Source organism: Siphonobacter sp. BAB-5405, from assembly GCF_002872335.1.
Lineage (GTDB): Bacteria > Bacteroidota > Bacteroidia > Cytophagales > Spirosomataceae > Siphonobacter.
In genome coordinates, this window is sequence record NZ_NJAG01000007.1 from 420,755 (window position 1) to 438,977 (window position 18,223).

The 18,223-nt window shown below is 49.6% G+C and carries 14 protein-coding genes; 9 read left to right on the top strand and 5 right to left on the bottom strand.

All coding sequences use genetic code 11. From position 1 onward, the window contains the following. Nucleotides 1–103 precede the first annotated feature (103 nt). Both BWI97_RS08305 and BWI97_RS08310 read left to right on the top strand, forming a co-directional pair. Entirely contained in the window at nucleotides 104–2,980 is a 2,877-nt protein-coding gene (locus tag BWI97_RS08305) for a TonB-dependent receptor (RefSeq protein ID WP_158242717.1), read from the top strand. Nucleotides 2,981–3,020: 40 nt separating this feature from the next. Further along, nucleotides 3,021–3,848 carry a tyrosine-protein phosphatase gene (locus BWI97_RS08310; protein WP_102200674.1) on the top strand — a complete coding sequence of 276 codons (828 nt, stop codon included), beginning with the start codon at nucleotides 3,021–3,023 and terminating at the stop codon, nucleotides 3,846–3,848. A gap of 503 nt (nucleotides 3,849–4,351) precedes the next feature. On the opposite strand, the gene BWI97_RS08315 is transcribed toward BWI97_RS08310, so the two are convergent. Further along, nucleotides 4,352–5,245 (bottom strand): phosphodiester glycosidase family protein, encoded by an 894-nt coding sequence (locus tag BWI97_RS08315; protein WP_102200675.1) that lies wholly within the window; start codon nucleotides 5,243–5,245, stop codon nucleotides 4,352–4,354. Between the two features lie 135 nt (nucleotides 5,246–5,380). Next, nucleotides 5,381–7,570, bottom strand: a complete 2,190-nt coding sequence (locus BWI97_RS08320) for a S9 family peptidase (RefSeq protein ID WP_102200676.1) — start codon at nucleotides 7,568–7,570, stop codon at nucleotides 5,381–5,383. Between the two features lie 333 nt (nucleotides 7,571–7,903). On the opposite strand from BWI97_RS08320, the gene BWI97_RS08325 reads away from it, so the two are divergent. Together BWI97_RS08325 and BWI97_RS08330 are read left to right on the top strand one after the other, a co-directional pair. Continuing rightward, the gene (locus tag BWI97_RS08325; protein WP_102200677.1) at nucleotides 7,904–10,936 is read left to right on the top strand and encodes a two-component regulator propeller domain-containing protein; all 3,033 of its coding nucleotides are present in this window, start codon (nucleotides 7,904–7,906) and stop codon (nucleotides 10,934–10,936) included. A gap of 70 nt (nucleotides 10,937–11,006) precedes the next feature. After that, nucleotides 11,007–11,651, top strand: a complete 645-nt coding sequence (locus BWI97_RS08330; RefSeq protein WP_094813959.1) for a response regulator transcription factor — start codon at nucleotides 11,007–11,009, stop codon at nucleotides 11,649–11,651. Between the two features lie 80 nt (nucleotides 11,652–11,731). On the opposite strand, the gene BWI97_RS08335 is transcribed toward BWI97_RS08330, so the two are convergent. The 3 genes from BWI97_RS08335 to BWI97_RS08345 are packed head-to-tail and all read right to left on the bottom strand — an operon-like array spanning nucleotide 11,732 to nucleotide 13,660. Further along, on the bottom strand, nucleotides 11,732–12,307 hold the full coding sequence (locus tag BWI97_RS08335; RefSeq protein WP_094813961.1) for a hypothetical protein: 576 nt from the start codon (nucleotides 12,305–12,307) through the stop codon (nucleotides 11,732–11,734). 21 nt (nucleotides 12,308–12,328) lie between these two features. Continuing rightward, nucleotides 12,329–13,198, bottom strand: a complete 870-nt coding sequence (locus BWI97_RS08340) for a ChaN family lipoprotein (RefSeq protein ID WP_102200678.1) — start codon at nucleotides 13,196–13,198, stop codon at nucleotides 12,329–12,331. A gap of 60 nt (nucleotides 13,199–13,258) precedes the next feature. Continuing rightward, the gene (locus BWI97_RS08345; RefSeq protein WP_102200679.1) at nucleotides 13,259–13,660 is read right to left on the bottom strand and encodes a GNAT family N-acetyltransferase; all 402 of its coding nucleotides are present in this window, start codon (nucleotides 13,658–13,660) and stop codon (nucleotides 13,259–13,261) included. A gap of 87 nt (nucleotides 13,661–13,747) precedes the next feature. On the opposite strand from BWI97_RS08345, the gene BWI97_RS08350 reads away from it, so the two are divergent. The 5 genes from BWI97_RS08350 to BWI97_RS08375 all read left to right on the top strand — a co-directional run bounded on the left by BWI97_RS08350 (nucleotide 13,748) and on the right by BWI97_RS08375 (nucleotide 18,187). Further along, nucleotides 13,748–14,359: a thioredoxin family protein gene (locus BWI97_RS08350; protein ID WP_094813965.1), complete on the top strand. Its 612-nt coding sequence runs from the start codon at nucleotides 13,748–13,750 to the stop codon at nucleotides 14,357–14,359. A gap of 268 nt (nucleotides 14,360–14,627) precedes the next feature. Then, nucleotides 14,628–15,440, top strand: a complete 813-nt coding sequence (locus BWI97_RS08360; RefSeq protein ID WP_102200681.1) for a hypothetical protein — start codon at nucleotides 14,628–14,630, stop codon at nucleotides 15,438–15,440. A 63-nt stretch (nucleotides 15,441–15,503) separates the two neighbouring features. Next, nucleotides 15,504–16,379, top strand: coding sequence for an NAD kinase (locus tag BWI97_RS08365; protein WP_102200682.1), 876 nt, complete (start codon nucleotides 15,504–15,506; stop codon nucleotides 16,377–16,379). A gap of 107 nt (nucleotides 16,380–16,486) precedes the next feature. Further along, on the top strand, nucleotides 16,487–17,449 hold the full coding sequence (locus BWI97_RS08370) for a hypothetical protein (RefSeq protein ID WP_199181996.1): 963 nt from the start codon (nucleotides 16,487–16,489) through the stop codon (nucleotides 17,447–17,449). Between the two features lie 66 nt (nucleotides 17,450–17,515). Then, entirely contained in the window at nucleotides 17,516–18,187 is a 672-nt protein-coding gene (locus BWI97_RS08375; RefSeq protein ID WP_102200683.1) for a DUF6089 family protein, read from the top strand. Nucleotides 18,188–18,223: the final 36 nt, after the last annotated feature.

Sequence of the window (18,223 nt, forward strand, 5' to 3'; positions counted from 1 at the left end):
AAAGTTCAGGCCGAACGGGGCGAACCTGCCCGTTCGGCCTGAACTTTTTTCTTTTCCCACGCCCCTAGTTTCGCTGCCGAAACACAATGACACCCCTATGCAATTGAAACGATTACTTTTTAGTCTGCTCCTCTGCCTGAGCGGAACCGTTGCGTTCGGTCAACATTCGGGCTCCGTAACGGGACGGATTGAGGACGAAAACGGTCCCTTACCCGGAGCGGCGATTCGCCTGAAAGGTACCTCGCAGGGAACGGTAACCGATCTGAGTGGAGCCTTCCGACTGACGAACGTACCCGCCGGACCGGTTACGCTGGCTGCTGGCTACATTGGCTACCAGACGGCTGAACTGACGGTACAGGCTACGACGGGCGAAGTAGTTATTCCCGTCATTAAACTCACGCCCGAGGGGAAAGCTCTGTCGGACGTAGTAGTTCGCGGTACGATGGCGGCCTCCCAGATCAAGGCGATGAGTATTAAACGAAATTCCCTCGCCCTGATGGACGTGATGGCCGCCGATGCGATCGGAAAACTACCCGACCGTAACGCCGCCGAGGCCGTCCAGCGGATGCCCGGCGTGGCGGTGGCCCGCTACCACGGTGAGGCCGATCAGGCGACGGTACGGGGCGTACCCTTTAGCTGGACTTCTACCCTGCTCAACGGCACCCGCATGCCGAGTGCCAGTGTGGGCGGTAGCCGGAATGCGGTACTCGACGCCGTTCCTTCCGAGATCATCCAGTACGTACAGGTAGCCAAAGCTCTGACGCCCGATATGGAAGGCGATGCCATTGGCGGTTCGATCAATTTTGTGACGCGGGTCGCTCCGGAGTTTCGCAAGCTGAGCGTGAGTGCCGCCGGTGGTTACAACAACTTTTCAAAAGACGGTACGTACAACGCTTCCATTACCTACGGCGACCGCTTTATGAAAGGCAAGCTGGGCGTCATGCTGACGGCGGCCATCTGGGATCGGCAGTGGGGAACGGACGAATACGTCGTTTCGTACAATACGGGCCTGCCGGTTCCGGAGCAACGGTATTCTTTGAACAGCTTATTGCTGAAACGGTACATGGGTAAACGCCAGACGTACGGACTTAACGCCGGGCTGGAATACCGTTTCAACGAGAAACACCGAATCTTTGGTCGGGCCCTGCACGACAAGTTCAACGATATTCGTCCGGTATACGAGTCGTATCTGCTTTTCAATACCAACGAATACCAACTGAATTACCGCTACTCCTACTACCAGACGCGAATTGACGGCGGAGAAATCGGTGGCGAGCATCAGCTGGCGTCGCGGTTGAAACTAGACTGGTCGGCTTCAAATTACGTTAGCGAATACTACATCGATACGCCTCCTACGTTGCCCGAAGAGAAACGCGGTTTGCCCATTGCCACCTTCCGGCAGAAGCTTACGCAGGGTTTCGGGGGACTGGCTTCGGATGGGAAACGGTATTTGTCTTTTGATTCTCCCAACGGCGTAGGTGACGACCCGATGCAGATTCTGCCCCACCTGAAAGACCCGAAGGAACGGGTGGACCCCACGCAACTCACGCTGCAGCAACTGGTCATTTATCAGTTAGGTACGAAAGAAGAAGACCGGATAGCTCAGGCTAATGTGAAGTATGACTTTTCGTCGCGTTTTTCGTTAAAGGTTGGTGGCAAGTACCGCCACAAGTATAAGGAATCGACGCAGGCCTCGCTGGTTTATCTGCCCAACCGAGCTCTGGGCGTTCCGAATGCGGCTCCGCTGGTGCCGCTTAGTCAGCTGGAACGTACCGAATTTCCCGTTCGCCAGAACTTCTTCCGTAACCTGAATGCTGATTATGGTTCCTATGCGATCAATAATCTGACCAAGAACCAGTTGTTTGATCTTTTCTCCACGCAGTTTCAGCAAACCAATCAGTTTCGGGACGTAACGCCGGTTTCTAATGCCACGGGTCATTTCGATGGTACGGAAGATGTACTGGCCCTTTACGTGATGGGTGAATGGAATGTGACGCCCAAACTCAAGCTTTTTGGTGGGGTACGCAACGAGCATACGGCCGTGCAACTGAACGGTTCGTCGTACAAACGGGAAACGATTACTGAAAACGGACAATCGAAAAGCGTAGAGACAGTAACTCCTACTAAGGTGAAGAATGATTACCACGCCTTTTTGCCGATGATTCACCTGAAGTACACGCCTACGTCGAAATCCGTGCTTCGGGCTGCTTTTACGCGGACGTTCATTCGTCCGAATTTTACCGAACTGAATCCGGGCGAAAACATCAACACCACGACCAATCCCCTAACCATTACGCGGGGCAATATCAATCTGAAACCCACCTTCGCCAGTAATTTCGACCTGATGGGTGAGTACTATTTCGATAATATTGGTCTGGTCACGGGCGGTCTCTTCTACAAAAAAATCAAGGACTACAGTTTCAGTAATCAGTCCATCGAAACTTATAACGGTGCTCAGGCTCTGGTGACGCAACCGCAAAACCTGGAAAATGCGTCGTTGCAGGGACTGGAACTGGGTATACTTCGTCGCTTCGATTTTCTGCCGGGTTTTCTGAGTGGTCTGGGTGCTGAGCTGAACGGTACGGCGATTCATTCGTCGCTACGGGTACCGCGAATTGTCAATAACGAACGGCAGTACGAAACGACTTCCCTGCCCAATCAGTCGAAATTCCTGTTCAATTCCATTCTGTTCTACGAACGCAAGGGACTCACGATTCGTCTGGCTGGCAACTTCCGGGGTCGCTCAGTCGAAACCATCAATCAGCAGTTAGGCCCTGATTTCTACATCTGGACGAATAACAACTTCACGCTGGACGGTTCGGCGGCCTATGCCATCAACGCGAAGTTCCGGGTGTTCGTGGAAGTCAATAACCTCACCAACGAGCCCGTTCGCATGTACATGGGCAAACCCGAACGGACGACCAGTACCGAGTGGTATTCGCAACGCGGACAGGCCGGTATTCGCTGGGACATTTTCTAATCATAAGGTTCATCTACGCTTATTCATTCCTAACATTCCTATGAAAAAGGCATTCATTCTCATTGCTTCCGTATTGATTTCAGGAACCGTTTTTGCTCAGCAGGATACGCTGGTTTATAACAGCCGTCGGGCCGTTGTGCTGGAGGGTAGTTCGAATTTCCGCGACCTGGGAGGTTATCCTACGCCCGATGGCCGTCAGGTGCAGTGGGGCCGCATCTATCGCTCGGCGGATATTAGTAAACTCAGTGATCAGGATCTGAAAACACTGGAATCCGTTCATCTCGCGGTAGACTGCGATCTGCGGAGTCCCGAAGAGGTCCAAAAAGCTCCGGACCGTCTCCCGACGGGCGTGCAATACGTACACCTGCCCGCGGGTAGTGAACACGTACAGATGGCGAAGTTTTACGAAGCGATGAAGAATAGTACGCAGAAAGATACTTTACTACTGCAAACCTATCGGAGCACTGAGCACCTGAAGGCCAAGTACAAACCCGTGTTTGATCATTTACTGACGTTGAAGGGTAATGAATCCTTACTCTTTCACTGCACGGCAGGAAAAGACCGGACGGGAATCGGAGCCGCTCTGATTTTGTCGGCCCTGAATGTAGACCGTCAGACGATTTTAAAGGATTATCAGGCAACGAATCAGTTCTGGAAAGTGGACCGCGAACGCATGTTACAGGGCATGGCTCAGCAAGGCCTCAATCCCGAAGCCGCCCGCTCGATGCTGGACGCCAACCCGGCTTATCTGGAAAACACCTTCCAGGCAATCGATAAAAAATACGGCAGCATGGATCAGTTTCTGGAACAAGAAATGGGGTTAACCGCTCCGCGTCGGAAGGCGTTGCAGGATAAGTTTTTGAAGTAAAAAAGCTGGGAAAGTTGTTAAAACTAAGACCCTTTTCGTCCCGTTGAGTTGGCTGGTTATTTAGTCCATATCGCGAACGCCGCTCTTTTCATCCCGCTTTAGGCCAACGCATTGCGGATGAAAAAGGCGGCTTTTCGCGATAGGACGGGGCCTGGGTTTTGTCGCCCATGAAGGCATCCGAATGTAGTTTAACAAGTATAAACTTTCAACCGACAACTAATGAAATGTTGAAAGAAGAAACCCCCTCCCGCCCGGAAGCCATTCCATAGGGGCCACCATGGAATGGCAACGGAACAACCTACGACAGTCGCAACGCGGTGGCCTAAAGCAGGCTGGCTTCAGGCGTGGAGAAGACCAGCCTGGAAGGCTTCTGGGCTACCGAACAGCCCTATCTGAAACACTAAATTCCGTCTAGGTGAATAATGAAACTCCATGAGGTAAAAATAGGCTCTTACCCAGCCATGCCTGCGGGACGAGTTAGGTCTAGGCATACAAACCACTCCTTACTTCTTGCGAATATAAATCGCATTACTCACCGCCCTTTCGCCTAGATGATCGAAGACCTTATTGTCCGAAGGCATATTGACTACGCCTTCGTGAGGCTGACTCGTAATGACCATCGTCGTAGAACCGCCGCCATCCAGATTGACCGCACGTTCGCAGCGAAACTGTTTCAGTAAGTACGTCAGTTCGGGTAAGGACATCCCCGCGGCCTGGGCATTTCGTCCGTCCACGGTAACCAGCAAGAGGTGTTTTTCACGCGTAATGCAGGCTGCCGTACGGGGATGACGGTTATCATTGAAGGCATTCTTTTTCAGCGGTACCGGCTGCCCTTCCCACAACAGCAAAGGACCCGTTACCATGACATTCGGAGCATTCAGTTTTTGATCCCAGCCATAGGCCCGTTCATCGGGAGCTCGCTCAATACTGACTTTACGTTTGCGAATGGTCAGAGCGGCCTGTTTATGTTCGATCAAGGGTTTACCAGCGGCATACGTGGTCGTATCCAGTACCTTTCCATCAATTTTGATGAGGTCTTCTGACCCTGCTTGCTTCACGTTGAAAAACGTACCGTTCACGGCCGCAGCGGCTCCCGCTTTTTTGGTCAGCGTACTGGTCGGCACCAGCTTACGCGTCGAATCACCTGGCGTATCGGCGGAAACCAGGCCGAAGACGACCCGTCGATTTTTCAGTTTGGTGTCCAATACATTGATGTTCTGATTGGACTGAAAAAGCTCTTTGTCTTTCAGATGTACGTGTTTCCAGGTCACTCCAGGGGCCACGTCCAGAAAATTCCAGGTGGCTTTCATCAACGCCAACGAGTCGTCAGTACTCGTTCGGCTTTGAGCAGAAGTAAAGCCTGCACAACTTATTAATAGGATACACAGATATTTCATAGCTATTTATTTTCACAAGACTTCTACAATAACCGCGTAAAAAGCGTACCTCCGCTAGAACGCTCCGGGGTAAAGCCTGGTTTAGCGTTTTTCAAACAAAAATCCCCGACCACTTAGGGTCAGGGATTTAGCTTCTTACTTCGTTCCGACGTAACGTTCAAAAAATTCATAAATCCGTAACATCCGATCAATTCGCTGCCGAACGTTTCCGCTCCGGCTCAGCTCGTGGGTACCACCGGGCATGCGTACGTATTCCACTTCTTTACCCATGATTTTCATCGATTTATACATCATTTCCGATTGAATGACTCCCGTACGCAAGTCATTTTCGCCGTGTTTGATCAGCAAAGGCGTCCGGATCTGATCGACGAACGTGTAGGGCGAGTTGGCTTCCAGCACGCGATCGGTTTTGTCCAGCCAGGGATACTGGAAATAGTTAGGTACCAGTCGCCAGGCATTGCCTTCGCCCAGAAAAGTGGTCAAATCATACACCCCCCGTTGCGAGAAGGCCGCTTTGAAGCGGTGATCATGCCCAACGATCCAGGCCGTCAGATAGCCCGCGTAACTACCGCCCGTAATCACCTGACGAGCCGTGTCGGCCCAGCTTTCTTTTGCCGCTTCAGTCGCGGCCCGCAGTACGTCCGAAGCCGGTCCGGTACCCCAATCCTTGATGTTACCCCGCTGAAAGTCCAGTCCATACCCACCCGAACCACGCGGGTTGGCATACACTACGCCATAGCCCTGCGAGCAGAAATACTGAAATTCATGCCACATACTGGCCTCGCCCGGTCCCCACATCGCAGTCGGTCCGCCGTGCATATTCAGTAACAGCGGATATTTCTTACCGGCCTGTACGTTCGCGGGTTTCATAATCCAGTACTCCACCGTCTGGCCGTTTTCGTTCTGGAATGTCCGCTTTTCGGGCATACTCAGGGTTTTCTTCGCTACCCAGTCATTGAGAAAGGTAAAAGGCTTAGCCCCCTGAATGGCCGTTTTCAACTCGGCCAGCGTCAGATCCGAAGCCTTTCCTTTTTTAGCAGCTTTCGCCAGCGAAATCCAGTACACCTCATTCGGAGCGGAAACCTGCGTTTTTACGAATACGAGTTTATCCGCTGATACGTCAAAATCCAGCATACCCGAATCGTAATCCGAAAGTTGTTCGACCTTTTGCGTCGCTACGTTCCAGCGGTACAGCGGTTGGCCCCCATTGGACTGGGCACTGAAATACAGATATTTGGAATCTTTCGACCAGGACAGGTTCGACACCGAGCGATCCAAATCAACCATTACCGGCTTTGCAGAGCCACCCGTAGTAAGTATCGTCAGCTTGGGGAAATTGACGCCTTCGGAAGGACTCGTCAGCAGGGCAATTCGCTGTCCATCCCAGGAAGGCAGCGGAGCAAAGGCTCGCTGGTTTTCGGCCTGAAAAACGTCCTGCATCTGGCCGTTCTCCGGCGTCAGGCGAATGACCTTGCTGGTTTGTTCGCGGTCGGGATGAGCGTTGGCTTGCTGACCCGTGGTTACGTACAGGAATTTACCGTCGGGACTCCAGGCAGAAGCCTGAAACGACTTAAAGCCCGTAGTCAGGACTTTCGGTGTGGCCCCTTCCTTCAATTCCAGCACGCAAATGTGACTAAAATTGAGTTCGGGCTGGGTCGTAGCTTCTCCCTGAAAATTGAGTCGGTTGATGACTTTCGCTTTTTTATCCACTACATCCTGATTGAGGAAAGCCCGAATTTCAGCCAGTGAGCCATCCGGATTGGGTTTTACTTTCGAATCACTTTTCAAAAAGGCATTGTCTTTGAAGCCCGGCTTTTCAAACGACCATTCGGGTACCGTCTTGGAGGGATTGAACAGACTATCTTTCAGTAATTCCGTCAAACTTAATCCTACCGAAAAAACGATTTTTGATCCATCGTGAGACAAAATCGGGTTTCCAATACCGTATTTCCAGTCGGTTAGCTGGCGGGGTTCCCCTCCTTCCAGGGAAAGTTGAAATAATTGCGATTTTCCTTTGACCGGACGCGTAAACAGCAAGGTTTTAGCATCCTTCCAGAGAGCCCGGCTCACGCTTTCTTCACCCTGCGTCAGCTGGCGGGACGGGTTTTGGAAATCCGTCAGCCAGAGGTGCGTCCGGTAGATGTATTCCCATTTCTTTTCAGCATCCGGTTCGGTAGTTTGCACGGCGTATACTGCCCGTTTGCCATCGGGCGAAAGACTTACCGACGAAGCCGATTTAATACGGGTCAGGTCAGTAACGGTAATTTTTTCATTTTGTGCCCACAGGAAAAAGGGCATACAGAGCAGTACCAATAGTATTCTCATACAAACGGGAATAAAGTGAAGAGACGAATTTGCCAAAATTAGTGAAGAATACCCCAGAATGTAAAGGGCCTTTGCAGGTGTAGATGAGTGGCAAAGTGCGTACTTCGAAAGGCGGAATTCTGGCTACTTGTGGGTTGATTGTACCAAAGCCTTAAAACTAAAAAACAGCTCCGCAAGACAGAACTGTTTTTTTCCCTTAACCAAAACTTTGTAAAAATTCTACGGCCCAAAATTAAAAAACCTATCCCTCCCATAAAATCCCACATATTGGGGGGTTTCTTGCAAAATTTGCGTGTTTTACCTTTGTTTTTGCACGAAACGTGCCCTTCAGCCATGATTAAAGTCTTTTTTCTGTGTCTTGCCTGCTTTTGGGCCTGCTTCGGATTTGGTCAATCCAATTCGGTTTTTCTGGACCAGTATTCGCTGGAAGAAGGGCTTTCTCAAAGTGGTGTCAACTGTATACTGAAAGATCAGCGGGGGTACATCTGGCTGGGTACCCAAAATGGTCTTAATCGTTTCGACGGGCATCAGTTTGTTACCTACCAGCATCAGCCGTTTCAAGTCAATAGTCTGTCGAATGAATTCATTCTGTCGCTTTGCGAAGATCGGCGGGGACAGCTCTGGGTAGGTACGCGTCAGGGTCTCAATCGCTTTGACCGGGTAAATGGTATCATTACCCGATATGGTACTTCTTATAAACTTACCGTTCAGACGCTCCTCGAAGACCGCGATGGCTCGCTCTGGATTGGCACGCCCGATGGCCTGTTTCGGATGGCCAGCACGGCCAGCCCTAAGCTCGACTTTCAGAAGTTAGTACGTTCTTCGGATTACCTGCTCAAAGACCGCGTCATTTATACGCTCTTTCAGGATGCTCAGGGTTTTCTCTGGGCCGGAACCAATCAGGGTTTATACCGCATCAGTCCCATCGAGAAGGGCATCCGGCGGGTCATTCCCTGGTCGTTGCCGCATACGCCAGTGTACAGTATCGTTCAGGATTCGCAGCATCGCCTCTGGATTGGTTCTGAAGCAGGATTGCATCAGCTTACCACCCAAAAGCCCGGTCCCGCCCTACTGTTTCGACCTACGAAGCAACCCATACTGGCTCTGCTGGCGAGTCATGAATCCGTTTTGTGGGTATCCGTACGGAATGAAGGTATTTATCGGTATGACCTGCACAACTCCACCCTGCCGCTTCTTTCTCACTGGACGGGAAATGCTAAAAAAGGGCTGCAAAGCAACGTAATTTCCTCGCTATACCAGGGACCCGACCCCAAAGAAGACGTCATCTGGCTGGGTACACGCGATGCAGGCATCCAGGTTTTTAGCCATGCTAAAAATAGTTTTCAGCACTGGGAAGACCTGATTACACCACCGGGTTCTTCGCAATTATTCTTTTCGCTATACACCGACCGTCATAATAACCTCTGGGCCGGTACGTATCGAGGCTTATTCTGTATCAATCGGAATACTCTGGAAAGTCAGCAGTTTAGTGAGAAACTGCTGGGTGAGCGGATTCACACCATTCTGGAAGATTACAAGGGTACGCTTTGGGTAGGCAGTAGTAAAGGCCTCTACTACTGGAATGGACGTCAATTTGTCAGCGATCCGGCTCACCGGGAGTTTCCGATGGTTAGTAAACTCTACGAGGACCAGCACCATCAGTTATGGATTGGTACGGGAAAAGCCCTGTACAAGCGTAGTACGACTGGCCAGCTCACGCGGTTTGATTTTAGTTCCAAAGGACCTGGTTCAACCATTGAGGCCATTCAGGAGATGCCCGACGGTACGCTTTGGGTAGGAACGTCGGGAGGACTCAACCGGATCGATACCAACGGCCGCATTACCCCCTATTACAACCAGACCGACGACCCGGAAAGTCTGCTGAGTAACGAAATTTACGATTTGCACCGCGATCGCAAAGGACAACTCTGGATTGCCAGCAGCAAAGGCCTCAGCCGTCTGTTTTTCAGGGATGGCCACCCCCACTTTGAACACTTTACGGAGCAGGAAGGCCTGGCCAATCACGTAGTGTATGGGATGCTGGAAGATGAGGAAGGTCGCTTCTGGATGAGTACCAACCGGGGTCTTTCCCGCTTCGATCCCCGCACGCAAACGTTCCGAAACTACACCAGCCGGGATGGCTTGATGGCGAATGAATTCAACAACGGGGCTTTTCACCGCAGTGCTGACGGAACGTTTTTCTTCGGGGGTATTGGGTTACTCGTCAGCTTTAATCCGCAGGAACTTACCGAAAGTCGCTTTACGCCTCCGGTCGTACTGACGTCGTTTCGCAAATTTGAAAAGCTCTTTGCCTTCGACAGCCTGCTTGCTCATGACCATCAACTGACGATTCAGGCCAAAGAGAACTTTTTTTCCTTCGTGTACAATACACTCGACTACAGCAGTCCGCAGAAAAATCAGTATGCCTATCTGCTCGAAGGATTTCATACCAACTGGAATTTCAGCGGTACTCGTCGCTACATCAGTTTTTCCAACCTGAGTCCAGGGAAATATACACTTAAGGTAAAAGCTTCCAACGCCGACGGCCTCTGGAACGATTCCCAAATGTTACAGATTCCGATTGTCGTGGTGCCGCCCTTCTGGCAACGATGGTGGTTCTACGCCATTTGCCTGCTTGTGGTAGGTGGCACGGCACGACTCATCTATGGTTACCGGGTTCGGAAGCAGGTGGCCCACTTACTGGAGCTGGAAAAAGTTAAACTGACCGAGAACGAACGCGTCCGCAAGCTTGCTGCCCAGGATTTACACGATGAATTCGGGAATACCATTACCCGTATTTCGATGCTTACCGAAATCATTAAAGCCCGGCTACCGGAGCCTTCGTCGGAGGTGCTGCCGCTGCTTACCAAGATTAGCGATAATGCCAACCGGATGTATCAGGGAACAAAAGATTTCATCTGGGCCATTAATCCTGATCATGATAATCTTTACGAAATCGCCATTCGACTCAAGGATTTCGGTGATGACGTACTTGATAAAACCGGCATCCGATTTGACATCAGCGGTTTAGAAGAGTCTTTACGTAATTACGTCTTACCGATGGGGATGAGTCGCCACCTGATCTTTCTGTTCAAGGAAGCCATCAGCAACACCCTCAAACACGCTCAGGCTACGCAAACGTTCCTGGCTTTTGAACGCCAGGGCGAAGAGGCCACCATTCGCTGGATCGACAACGGACAGGGATTTGACGCCAGTAAACGACGCAAGGGTAACGGACTGCTTAATATGGAAAGCCGGGCTCGTAAGTTTGAGGGCCTGGTGACAATTGAAAGTGTTCCGTCTCAGGGTACCGTTGTCAGCGTCCGTATTCGTTTACCTCAGAAAAAGTATACTGAGTCTACATAAACTCCTGTTTTTTTCTTACTCATGCAACGCCTATCAACCAAAATGTGTCTTTATTGTACTTTTAAAAGCCATGAATCTAGTTTTGTCTGCTCCTGAAATAATAAATGTCTGTATTGTCGAAGACGATTCGGTCATACGTGAAGGTTTTGCCCTACTCATTGACGGCACTTCAGGTTTTCACATTGTCAATACCTATGCTTCCTGTGAAGAAGCCCTCCCTCACCTGAATCAGGATGCTCCCGATGTTGTTTTGATGGACATTGAATTACCGGGCATGAACGGTATTGAAGGCATCAGCCGAATTAAGAAAGCACGGCCCCAGACCAATATCATTGTCATTACTGTTTACGAAAACGACGACCTGGTATTCAAAGCTTTGTGTGCCGGTGCAGGTGGCTATCTGACGAAAAACATGCCCCCCAATCGCTTGCTGGAAGCCATTCAGGAGATTCAGAACGGCGGGGCTCCGATGAGCACCAATGTTGCCCGTATGGTGGTGCAATCCTTTCAGAAAAACCGGAATTCGCCCCTTACTTCGCGGGAAACCGAAGTGCTTGAGCTGTTAGCCAAAGGCAAAAGCTACTCTACGATTGCTGACGAACTCTTTGTGGATAAAGAAACCATTCGTACGCACATCAAGAATATTTACTGGAAGCTGGAAGTACACTCTAAAGCCGAAGCCATCGAAAAGGCAACCAAAGAACGGCTGATCTAGGAATTTTCTTTCAACCATAGATTACCAACAAAAAACCTCCCGAAAAATCGGGAGGTTTTTGTTAGTAATCGTTTAAGCCCTCAGGAACCTAGCCTACGCATGATCAGCCGCTGAACACCTTCAAAGAAAAGCCGGGGTTTCAGGGTACGCCAGTTGGGAATTTCCTCCAGCGTGCCGCCGTAATTGATGTAATAGTCTAAGTGGTATTTTGTGAATTCATCTTCCACAAAATCCCGGAAGTTCAGAGCAGTAATCCAGCCGTCCCCTATTTCTTCAAACCATTCGGCGTAATAGTCATCGTCGGTACTCCCGTGAAAATTGAACACATTTTCACCAATCAAAATGAACTTGCTGATTCCCTGCGATATCTGCTGGTCAATCACATTACGTTTAAAATGCATGATGTCATTGTGGAGCGTATCGTTCCATTCGCCCAGCAATTCAATGATCGTAAAATTCAGATCATAATCTGCGTACAGGATTTTGCAGTATAAAGTTTCGGAACCGATGTCATCCCAGTTAGGATGTATGTAATAATCATATACGGTATTTTCGTACTGCTGATAATTGTACTCCCGTTCAAAAAAGGGAGACTGCGGATCTTCGGCGGCGATGTAATATTTCTCCCAGCCGTAAAAAGGTTCTATATCCTGCATGGCTTTCGTCGTCTTTACTTTTCAATGGGTTTTCGTCATGGTCTCAGGTACTACTAAAATAAAATGTGCCAGTTCGGGCTTGGCTTGCGTGGGTGCGGCCAGGTTGGCTTCTTCTACCGTAGCGATCGTTACGATGCGTAAATCCGGATTCGCTTTTTTAAGATACCAGTAAATGCCTTCGAAATTCTGACTGTGGTAACTGCCGTTGAAATGCAGAAAAGTTTGCCCCTTCTTCCAGTTTTTCAGAATGAAGTGAGCCATCGTCGCATCCTTGATCGCCTGAGCCTTGGCCATATTTTCGGCAGCTGCGGAACCGGCTGAGCTATGCATACCGCCCATTTTCAGCATATCGGCGTAACCCGGCAGGGTTAAATCAACGGTGACAGGCAAGGGAGCAATGGCCTGCTGAGCTTCAGGACTGAGACGGTTTAACTCCTCCAGTCCCTTTTTGGCCACAATACTGGCATAACGCCGGGGAATGTTAGTAGCTACGAAGGGAATGGATTCGCTCTGGGCAAAATCCACCAGCGGTTTATAGTCCGTCCGGAAATTAGGCCAAACCTTGGCTTCGGCTTCGAGTTGCTGCATGGTTATCTTTTTCTGTCCGTACTCGGTCAGTACCAGCTGATTGTCGGCTTCAAACATTTCAGCTCCCAGAACGAGTTGCTGCTTTTTGCGTTCATACAAGTCTTTAGTCAGTTCGAGTTGTAGCCAGTGACTGATGGGATTGTTATGCAGTTCACCAAACAGGATGACATCCGCATTAGCCGCCTGCTGAAGCAGGGCCTCGTAGCTCGAAGGCTTTAAGTGCTGATTGTAAATAAGATACGCTGGTTTATCAGTAAAAGCTCCCGCTAGTATACCGACAAGAATCAGAAACAGGCTTCGCATGAGAGAAAGCAACAGTGCTTAAAATGAAAAGGTAGGGAGCATTTGCTTCCGGTGAAAATTTTACTTCTGCCGATCCAGCGTAAAACAAACTTCGCTGGGTTTCATTCCAATCTTGGGATAATAGGTAACGGCTTTCGGGGCGGCCAGCAAAATCAGGGTGGTCATGGGCCCAGCTACTTCGTGTGTCAGTTCTACCAATCGACGGCCAATCCCCTGGTGCTGGTACGCTTCATCCACAGCCAGATCGGCCAGGTACGTACAGAAACTGAAGTCACTCAGGGCCCGTGATACGCCCACCAATTGGCCTCCATCCCAGGCGGTGACTAGAATATTGGCCCCATCCAGCATGCGTTGCATTCGTTCAGTATCGGCAACGGGTCGGCGTTCGCCCAATGTTGAGCGGGTCAGCAGGTCGATAAACGTTTCAGCGGAAATTTTTTTTTCTGTGTTGTACTCAATCATGGCGTAATTGGATGTTTATTTCGTTTCACAGGCGGTTGAACTAACCCAATCGGGTAACCGTTGCGGTAAAAATTTCTTTACTTTTTTATGGAAACTTCTCCCCTTATTTCTTCCCAGCGTCTTGCATCTGCCTATACTTATTCCGCTTACCGGCAACTGATCGATGAATTACTGACTGAAGGTAAAACTACGGGACCCAAACAGTCGGAAATGCTAACCAGGTTTACACAGCTCAATGTACAACGGATGCAGCGGCTGGACAAGACCACCGTTCTGATGCCCGAAATTCTGGCGGCCATTGGGACTAATCCTAAGGTTTACTACTGGCTCATCATTACGGAGGGCTGGTGCGGCGATGCAGCCCAGATCGTTCCCGTACTCGAACGGATTGCCGAAGCTTCGCAGGGCAAAATCCAGACCCGGTACGTGCTACGGGATACCAACCTGGATTTGATTGACGCTCACTTGACCAAAGGTGGCCGGGCCATTCCAAAGCTGGTTATTCTCGAAGCCGACACGCTCGAAGAAGTAGCTGAATGGGGTCCCCGGCCCACTCCTGCCCAGGATTTATACTGGTCGCTCAAGGAAGCTAATGTGCCCTTCGATGAACTCAGTACGCAACTGCATACCTGGTACGCCAAAGATAAAACGCTCTCGACGCAGGCCGAACTGTTTGAGATCTTGAAACGGCTCTCGTAACTTACTCAAAATCAATCATTGAAAATCGTTGTCAGTGATTGATTTTTTGTTTCTTTCAGTCGGTACTACCCAAATTTCCGTACATACCCGAGAGCAGTCAGCCAGGAAAAGTCCTGAAGGGTACGGGCTTCTTTTTCAGTCGCTTGTAGTAAAAGCTACGGTCGGCTTTCGTATTAAAAACATTTTTTCATGGTGGGAATCCGGGTGTATCGTTATAATTTTGACGAAAACGCCAGCCCGGCTGACCATTGAAGGGCGAGGTTAAACTATGATACGTTGGAGCGGTAAGCGACTGATTGTCAATATTTTACTATTCGGTATTTTTCTACTTGCGGCCTATTACCTCTGGTTTCCACCCATTTGGGCTTGTCAAACCGTACGCTTCCGTGGTTTTTCTAAAATTGCTCCTGCCGTATACGCCAGCGATCAGATCAATACGCAGCGTCGTGATTCGTTGCTTCATTTTATTGGTCAGGCTCGTAAACGGGTCAGTGGATTCTGGGGAGAGCAGCGGGGTGAGGCCACCATTATTTTCTGCTCCAATCGGGAAGAATATCAGAAATTCTGTTTGCTCTACGAAGGGGCGGGCTGTAGCCTCGGTACACCCACGGGTTCCTGGATTGTGCTCAATCCGGATGGTCTGAACGTGGACGTGATTGCTCACGAAATGTGTCACGATGAATTATTTGCACGTTTAGGCTGGATGAAAGCCAAATCTTCCCTGCCGCAGTGGTTCGACGAAGGCGTGGCCCTCATGGTCGATTACCGCTACTCGGATCCCGACCTGACCCGCCGTTACAACGGCTATGTGCAGGAATGGGATATACTCACCAATCACGGCAAGACGGCTCCGCATTTACAGGATATTGTGACCTTGAATGGTTTTTTTGGTACACAACGGGGTCAGGCTGATGCCAGCCGAACGGCTCAATCCTACGTTACTTCCGGCAAAGAAGTATCGCGTTGGTTAGGGCTGGTTGGGCAGGCAGGCCTGCAACGACTGGTTCAACAAGTTCGGGATGGTTATGAATTTGATCAGGCCTACCGGGAAATTGAACAATACCATCGCCCAAAACTTTAGTCCTGCTCTGGGGTTATAGTACCGAATGCCTTCCCTCGAGTTACGGCTTAAAGCATCTGTTTCATGAAAATTGCTCTTAATGGCCGTCCGCTGACGGAACAGACCAGACCTGCCATTCAGGCTTTATTGGGTGAACTGGCCCGCCGGGGAGCGGAAGTACAGATTCACGAAGACTATCGCCAAAACATTCAGGAAGCGGCTATCAACCATCCGTTTACCGCAACCTATCGCAGTCGTCAGGATTTGTTTGACGCCGATTTTGTTTTTAGCATCGGCGGCGACGGTACCTTACTCGAAACGGTTACGCACGTCGGCGAACGTACCTTACCCATCGTTGGCGTCAATACGGGGCGACTGGGTTTTCTGGCCACCATCAATCCAGACGAAATTACCCAGACGCTGGATTGGCTGGAAAACGGTAAATTTTCGATCGACGAACGCGTACTCCTCCACGTCGAAAATGATCGGGACGTTTTTGAAGGTACTAATTTCGGACTGAACGACTTCGTGGTTACCAAAACGGATCGTTCATCGATGATTGTGGTACATACCTGGCTCGATGGAGAATTTCTTAATTCGTACTGGGCCGACGGGCTGGTTATTTCCACGCCTACGGGCTCGACGGGTTATTGCCTCAGTGTAGGCGGACCAGTCGTATTACCGCGTACGAACAATTTTATTATTGCTCCAATTAGCCCCCACAATTTAAACGTCCGGCCCATCGTGGTCAACGATGGCAGCCGGATTGAGGTCACCGTGGAAAGTCGTAGTAAAAGTTGCTTAATTTCCCTGGATTCCCGATCCAAAGTAGTCGATGATTCCGTACGTTACTGCGTCAGAAGAGAACGCTTTAGTGCTCATTTGGTGAAAGTAAAAGGAGACACGTTTCTGGAAACGCTGCGTAATAAACTGAACTGGGGCTTAGATATTCGTAATTAATCCTTCCAACTCACCTTCAACCACCAAAGTATTCTACTCCTCAACATACCAATTTTCACTGGCTGTCGTTAGACGAATACCTTTAGTGATTCATATTGATCTGTCATATGAGAAAAAGACTATTATTAATCAGTACACTCTACCTATTAGGATTGGGATATTCCCAAGCTCAGTTCAGATTTAGCAAGAATTATTCAAAAGGTCGCAAACCTCAATTTGAAGCGTATTCTAGTGTAGGTTTTGGTATTGGTACGTCTAATTATTATGGAGAGCTTGCTCCCATTACAGACCCTATCAATGCAACCTTCAAAATGATGCGATGGAATATTACGGGAAACTATACGCGTCACTTTACGCCTCGGTTGAGCGGGCGGGCAGCTTTAACTTTGGCCCGTTTAGCAGGAGATGATTATACTTACTCGAAAGGCCGTCCGAGTTTTGATGGCAATTTTTACCGGAACGCTCACTTCCGTAACGATTTGAAAGAATTGTCGTTGACGGGTATTTACAATATTGTTCCTGAAGGGCGTAATGCCTTTGATCGTCCCGTTGTTGTACCCTATATCTTTGGCGGCCTTGCTTTATTTGCTCATAATCCCAAAGCCCGTACACCTGAAGATTTAGGCAATGAGTGGGTGAGGTTACAACCCCTGGGTACTGAAGGACAAGGACAGCCGGGTGGCCCAAAATCCTATTCGCTTGTTTCTGCCTCCATCCCGGTTGGGTTAGGGTTCCGTTTCCGATACAAACGCAACTGGGACATTTCTGCTGAAGCGGGTATTCGCTTCACCTTTACTGACTATTTGGACGACGTAGGAGGTAATTACGCTAATCCGGCGAGCTTTACCGATCCCATTGCCCTAGCTATGAGTGACCGTACGCTTGAACCAATAGCGGCTCGTAAAGGCGGCGATCGTATTGCAGAATTGCAACGTATCGCTCAAGCTAACAATGGCGAGTTGCCTTCTAAAATCACTCGAGGCGGTGGTAACAAGGACATGTATCTGTTGACAGCCATTCATGTCAATTATATCATTACCCCGAAAATTAAATGTCCTCCCTTACGTTAGCAGTTTTGTATATAGCGATATATTAATCGATGGGTTCGTGCTTTACCACACGAACCCTTTTCACATATGCTCCAGCGATCTATTCTTTTCTTCTTCCTGTGGATGTCAGTATTCGGTTGGGCTCAGGCTCAGAAAATTGAGTTTGGAGCTGGCTTGGGTATGATGCATTACAAGGGGGACATTTCTCCCAAGCTGCATCTCAAGTTTGCCCGTCCCGGAGGGAATCTTTTCTTTCGCTATAATGCCTCTAAAGCTCTTTCTGGTCGCGTTTCTTTTACTGCCGGACGAATTTTTGCCAGTGACTTCGAAAGCTCCGACCCTTTTCAGCGAGCCAGGGGTGTTATCTTCGGTACACGGATGATCGAAGCGGGAGCAGATCTTCAGTATAATTTCCTGAACTTCGACTATACGCGTAAGCGGCCCCGTAACTGGTCCCCCTACGTTTTTGGTGGTCTGGCTTTCTATAATTTCCAGCCCGATCAGCCAGCTACGGAATCATATAAAAAGTCGGGCTTAGCTATCCCCTTCGGAGCCGGTATTAAGTGGCAGATCAAAGGCCCCTGGAGCTTGGGTTTTGAGTTTGGAACCCGTAAGACCTGGTCGGATTATCTAGACAATTATAACGTATCCGGACCAACAGTTCCCAAAGAATTACAGTCCGATCCGACGCGAAAAGACATGTATTACTATACGTCTATTTCCGTGAGTTATACAATCCTTCGGGTGATCTGTCCCTAATCCTGGTAAACCGAACGAAAACTGCCACGAAATACT

Excerpts from the sequence above, each read along its gene's own strand:
- BWI97_RS08320 (WP_102200676.1), bottom strand. The coding sequence starts at position 7,570 with ATGAGAATACTATTGGTACTGCTCTGTATGCCCTTTTTCCTGTGGGCA.
- BWI97_RS08350 (WP_094813965.1), top strand. The coding sequence starts at position 13,748 with ATGGAAACTTCTCCCCTTATTTCTTCCCAGCGTCTTGCATCTGCCTAT.
- BWI97_RS08345 (WP_102200679.1), bottom strand. The coding sequence starts at position 13,660 with ATGATTGAGTACAACACAGAAAAAAAAATTTCCGCTGAAACGTTTATC.
- BWI97_RS08375 (WP_102200683.1), top strand. The coding sequence starts at position 17,516 with ATGCTCCAGCGATCTATTCTTTTCTTCTTCCTGTGGATGTCAGTATTC.
- BWI97_RS08330 (WP_094813959.1), top strand. The coding sequence starts at position 11,007 with ATGAATCTAGTTTTGTCTGCTCCTGAAATAATAAATGTCTGTATTGTC.
- BWI97_RS08360 (WP_102200681.1), top strand. The coding sequence starts at position 14,628 with ATGATACGTTGGAGCGGTAAGCGACTGATTGTCAATATTTTACTATTC.
- BWI97_RS08325 (WP_102200677.1), top strand. The coding sequence starts at position 7,904 with ATGATTAAAGTCTTTTTTCTGTGTCTTGCCTGCTTTTGGGCCTGCTTC.
- BWI97_RS08315 (WP_102200675.1), bottom strand. The coding sequence starts at position 5,245 with ATGAAATATCTGTGTATCCTATTAATAAGTTGTGCAGGCTTTACTTCT.
- BWI97_RS08370 (WP_199181996.1), top strand. The coding sequence starts at position 16,487 with ATGAGAAAAAGACTATTATTAATCAGTACACTCTACCTATTAGGATTG.
- BWI97_RS08335 (WP_094813961.1), bottom strand. The coding sequence starts at position 12,307 with ATGCAGGATATAGAACCTTTTTACGGCTGGGAGAAATATTACATCGCC.
- BWI97_RS08310 (WP_102200674.1), top strand. The coding sequence starts at position 3,021 with ATGAAAAAGGCATTCATTCTCATTGCTTCCGTATTGATTTCAGGAACC.
- BWI97_RS08340 (WP_102200678.1), bottom strand. The coding sequence starts at position 13,198 with ATGCGAAGCCTGTTTCTGATTCTTGTCGGTATACTAGCGGGAGCTTTT.
- BWI97_RS08365 (WP_102200682.1), top strand. The coding sequence starts at position 15,504 with ATGAAAATTGCTCTTAATGGCCGTCCGCTGACGGAACAGACCAGACCT.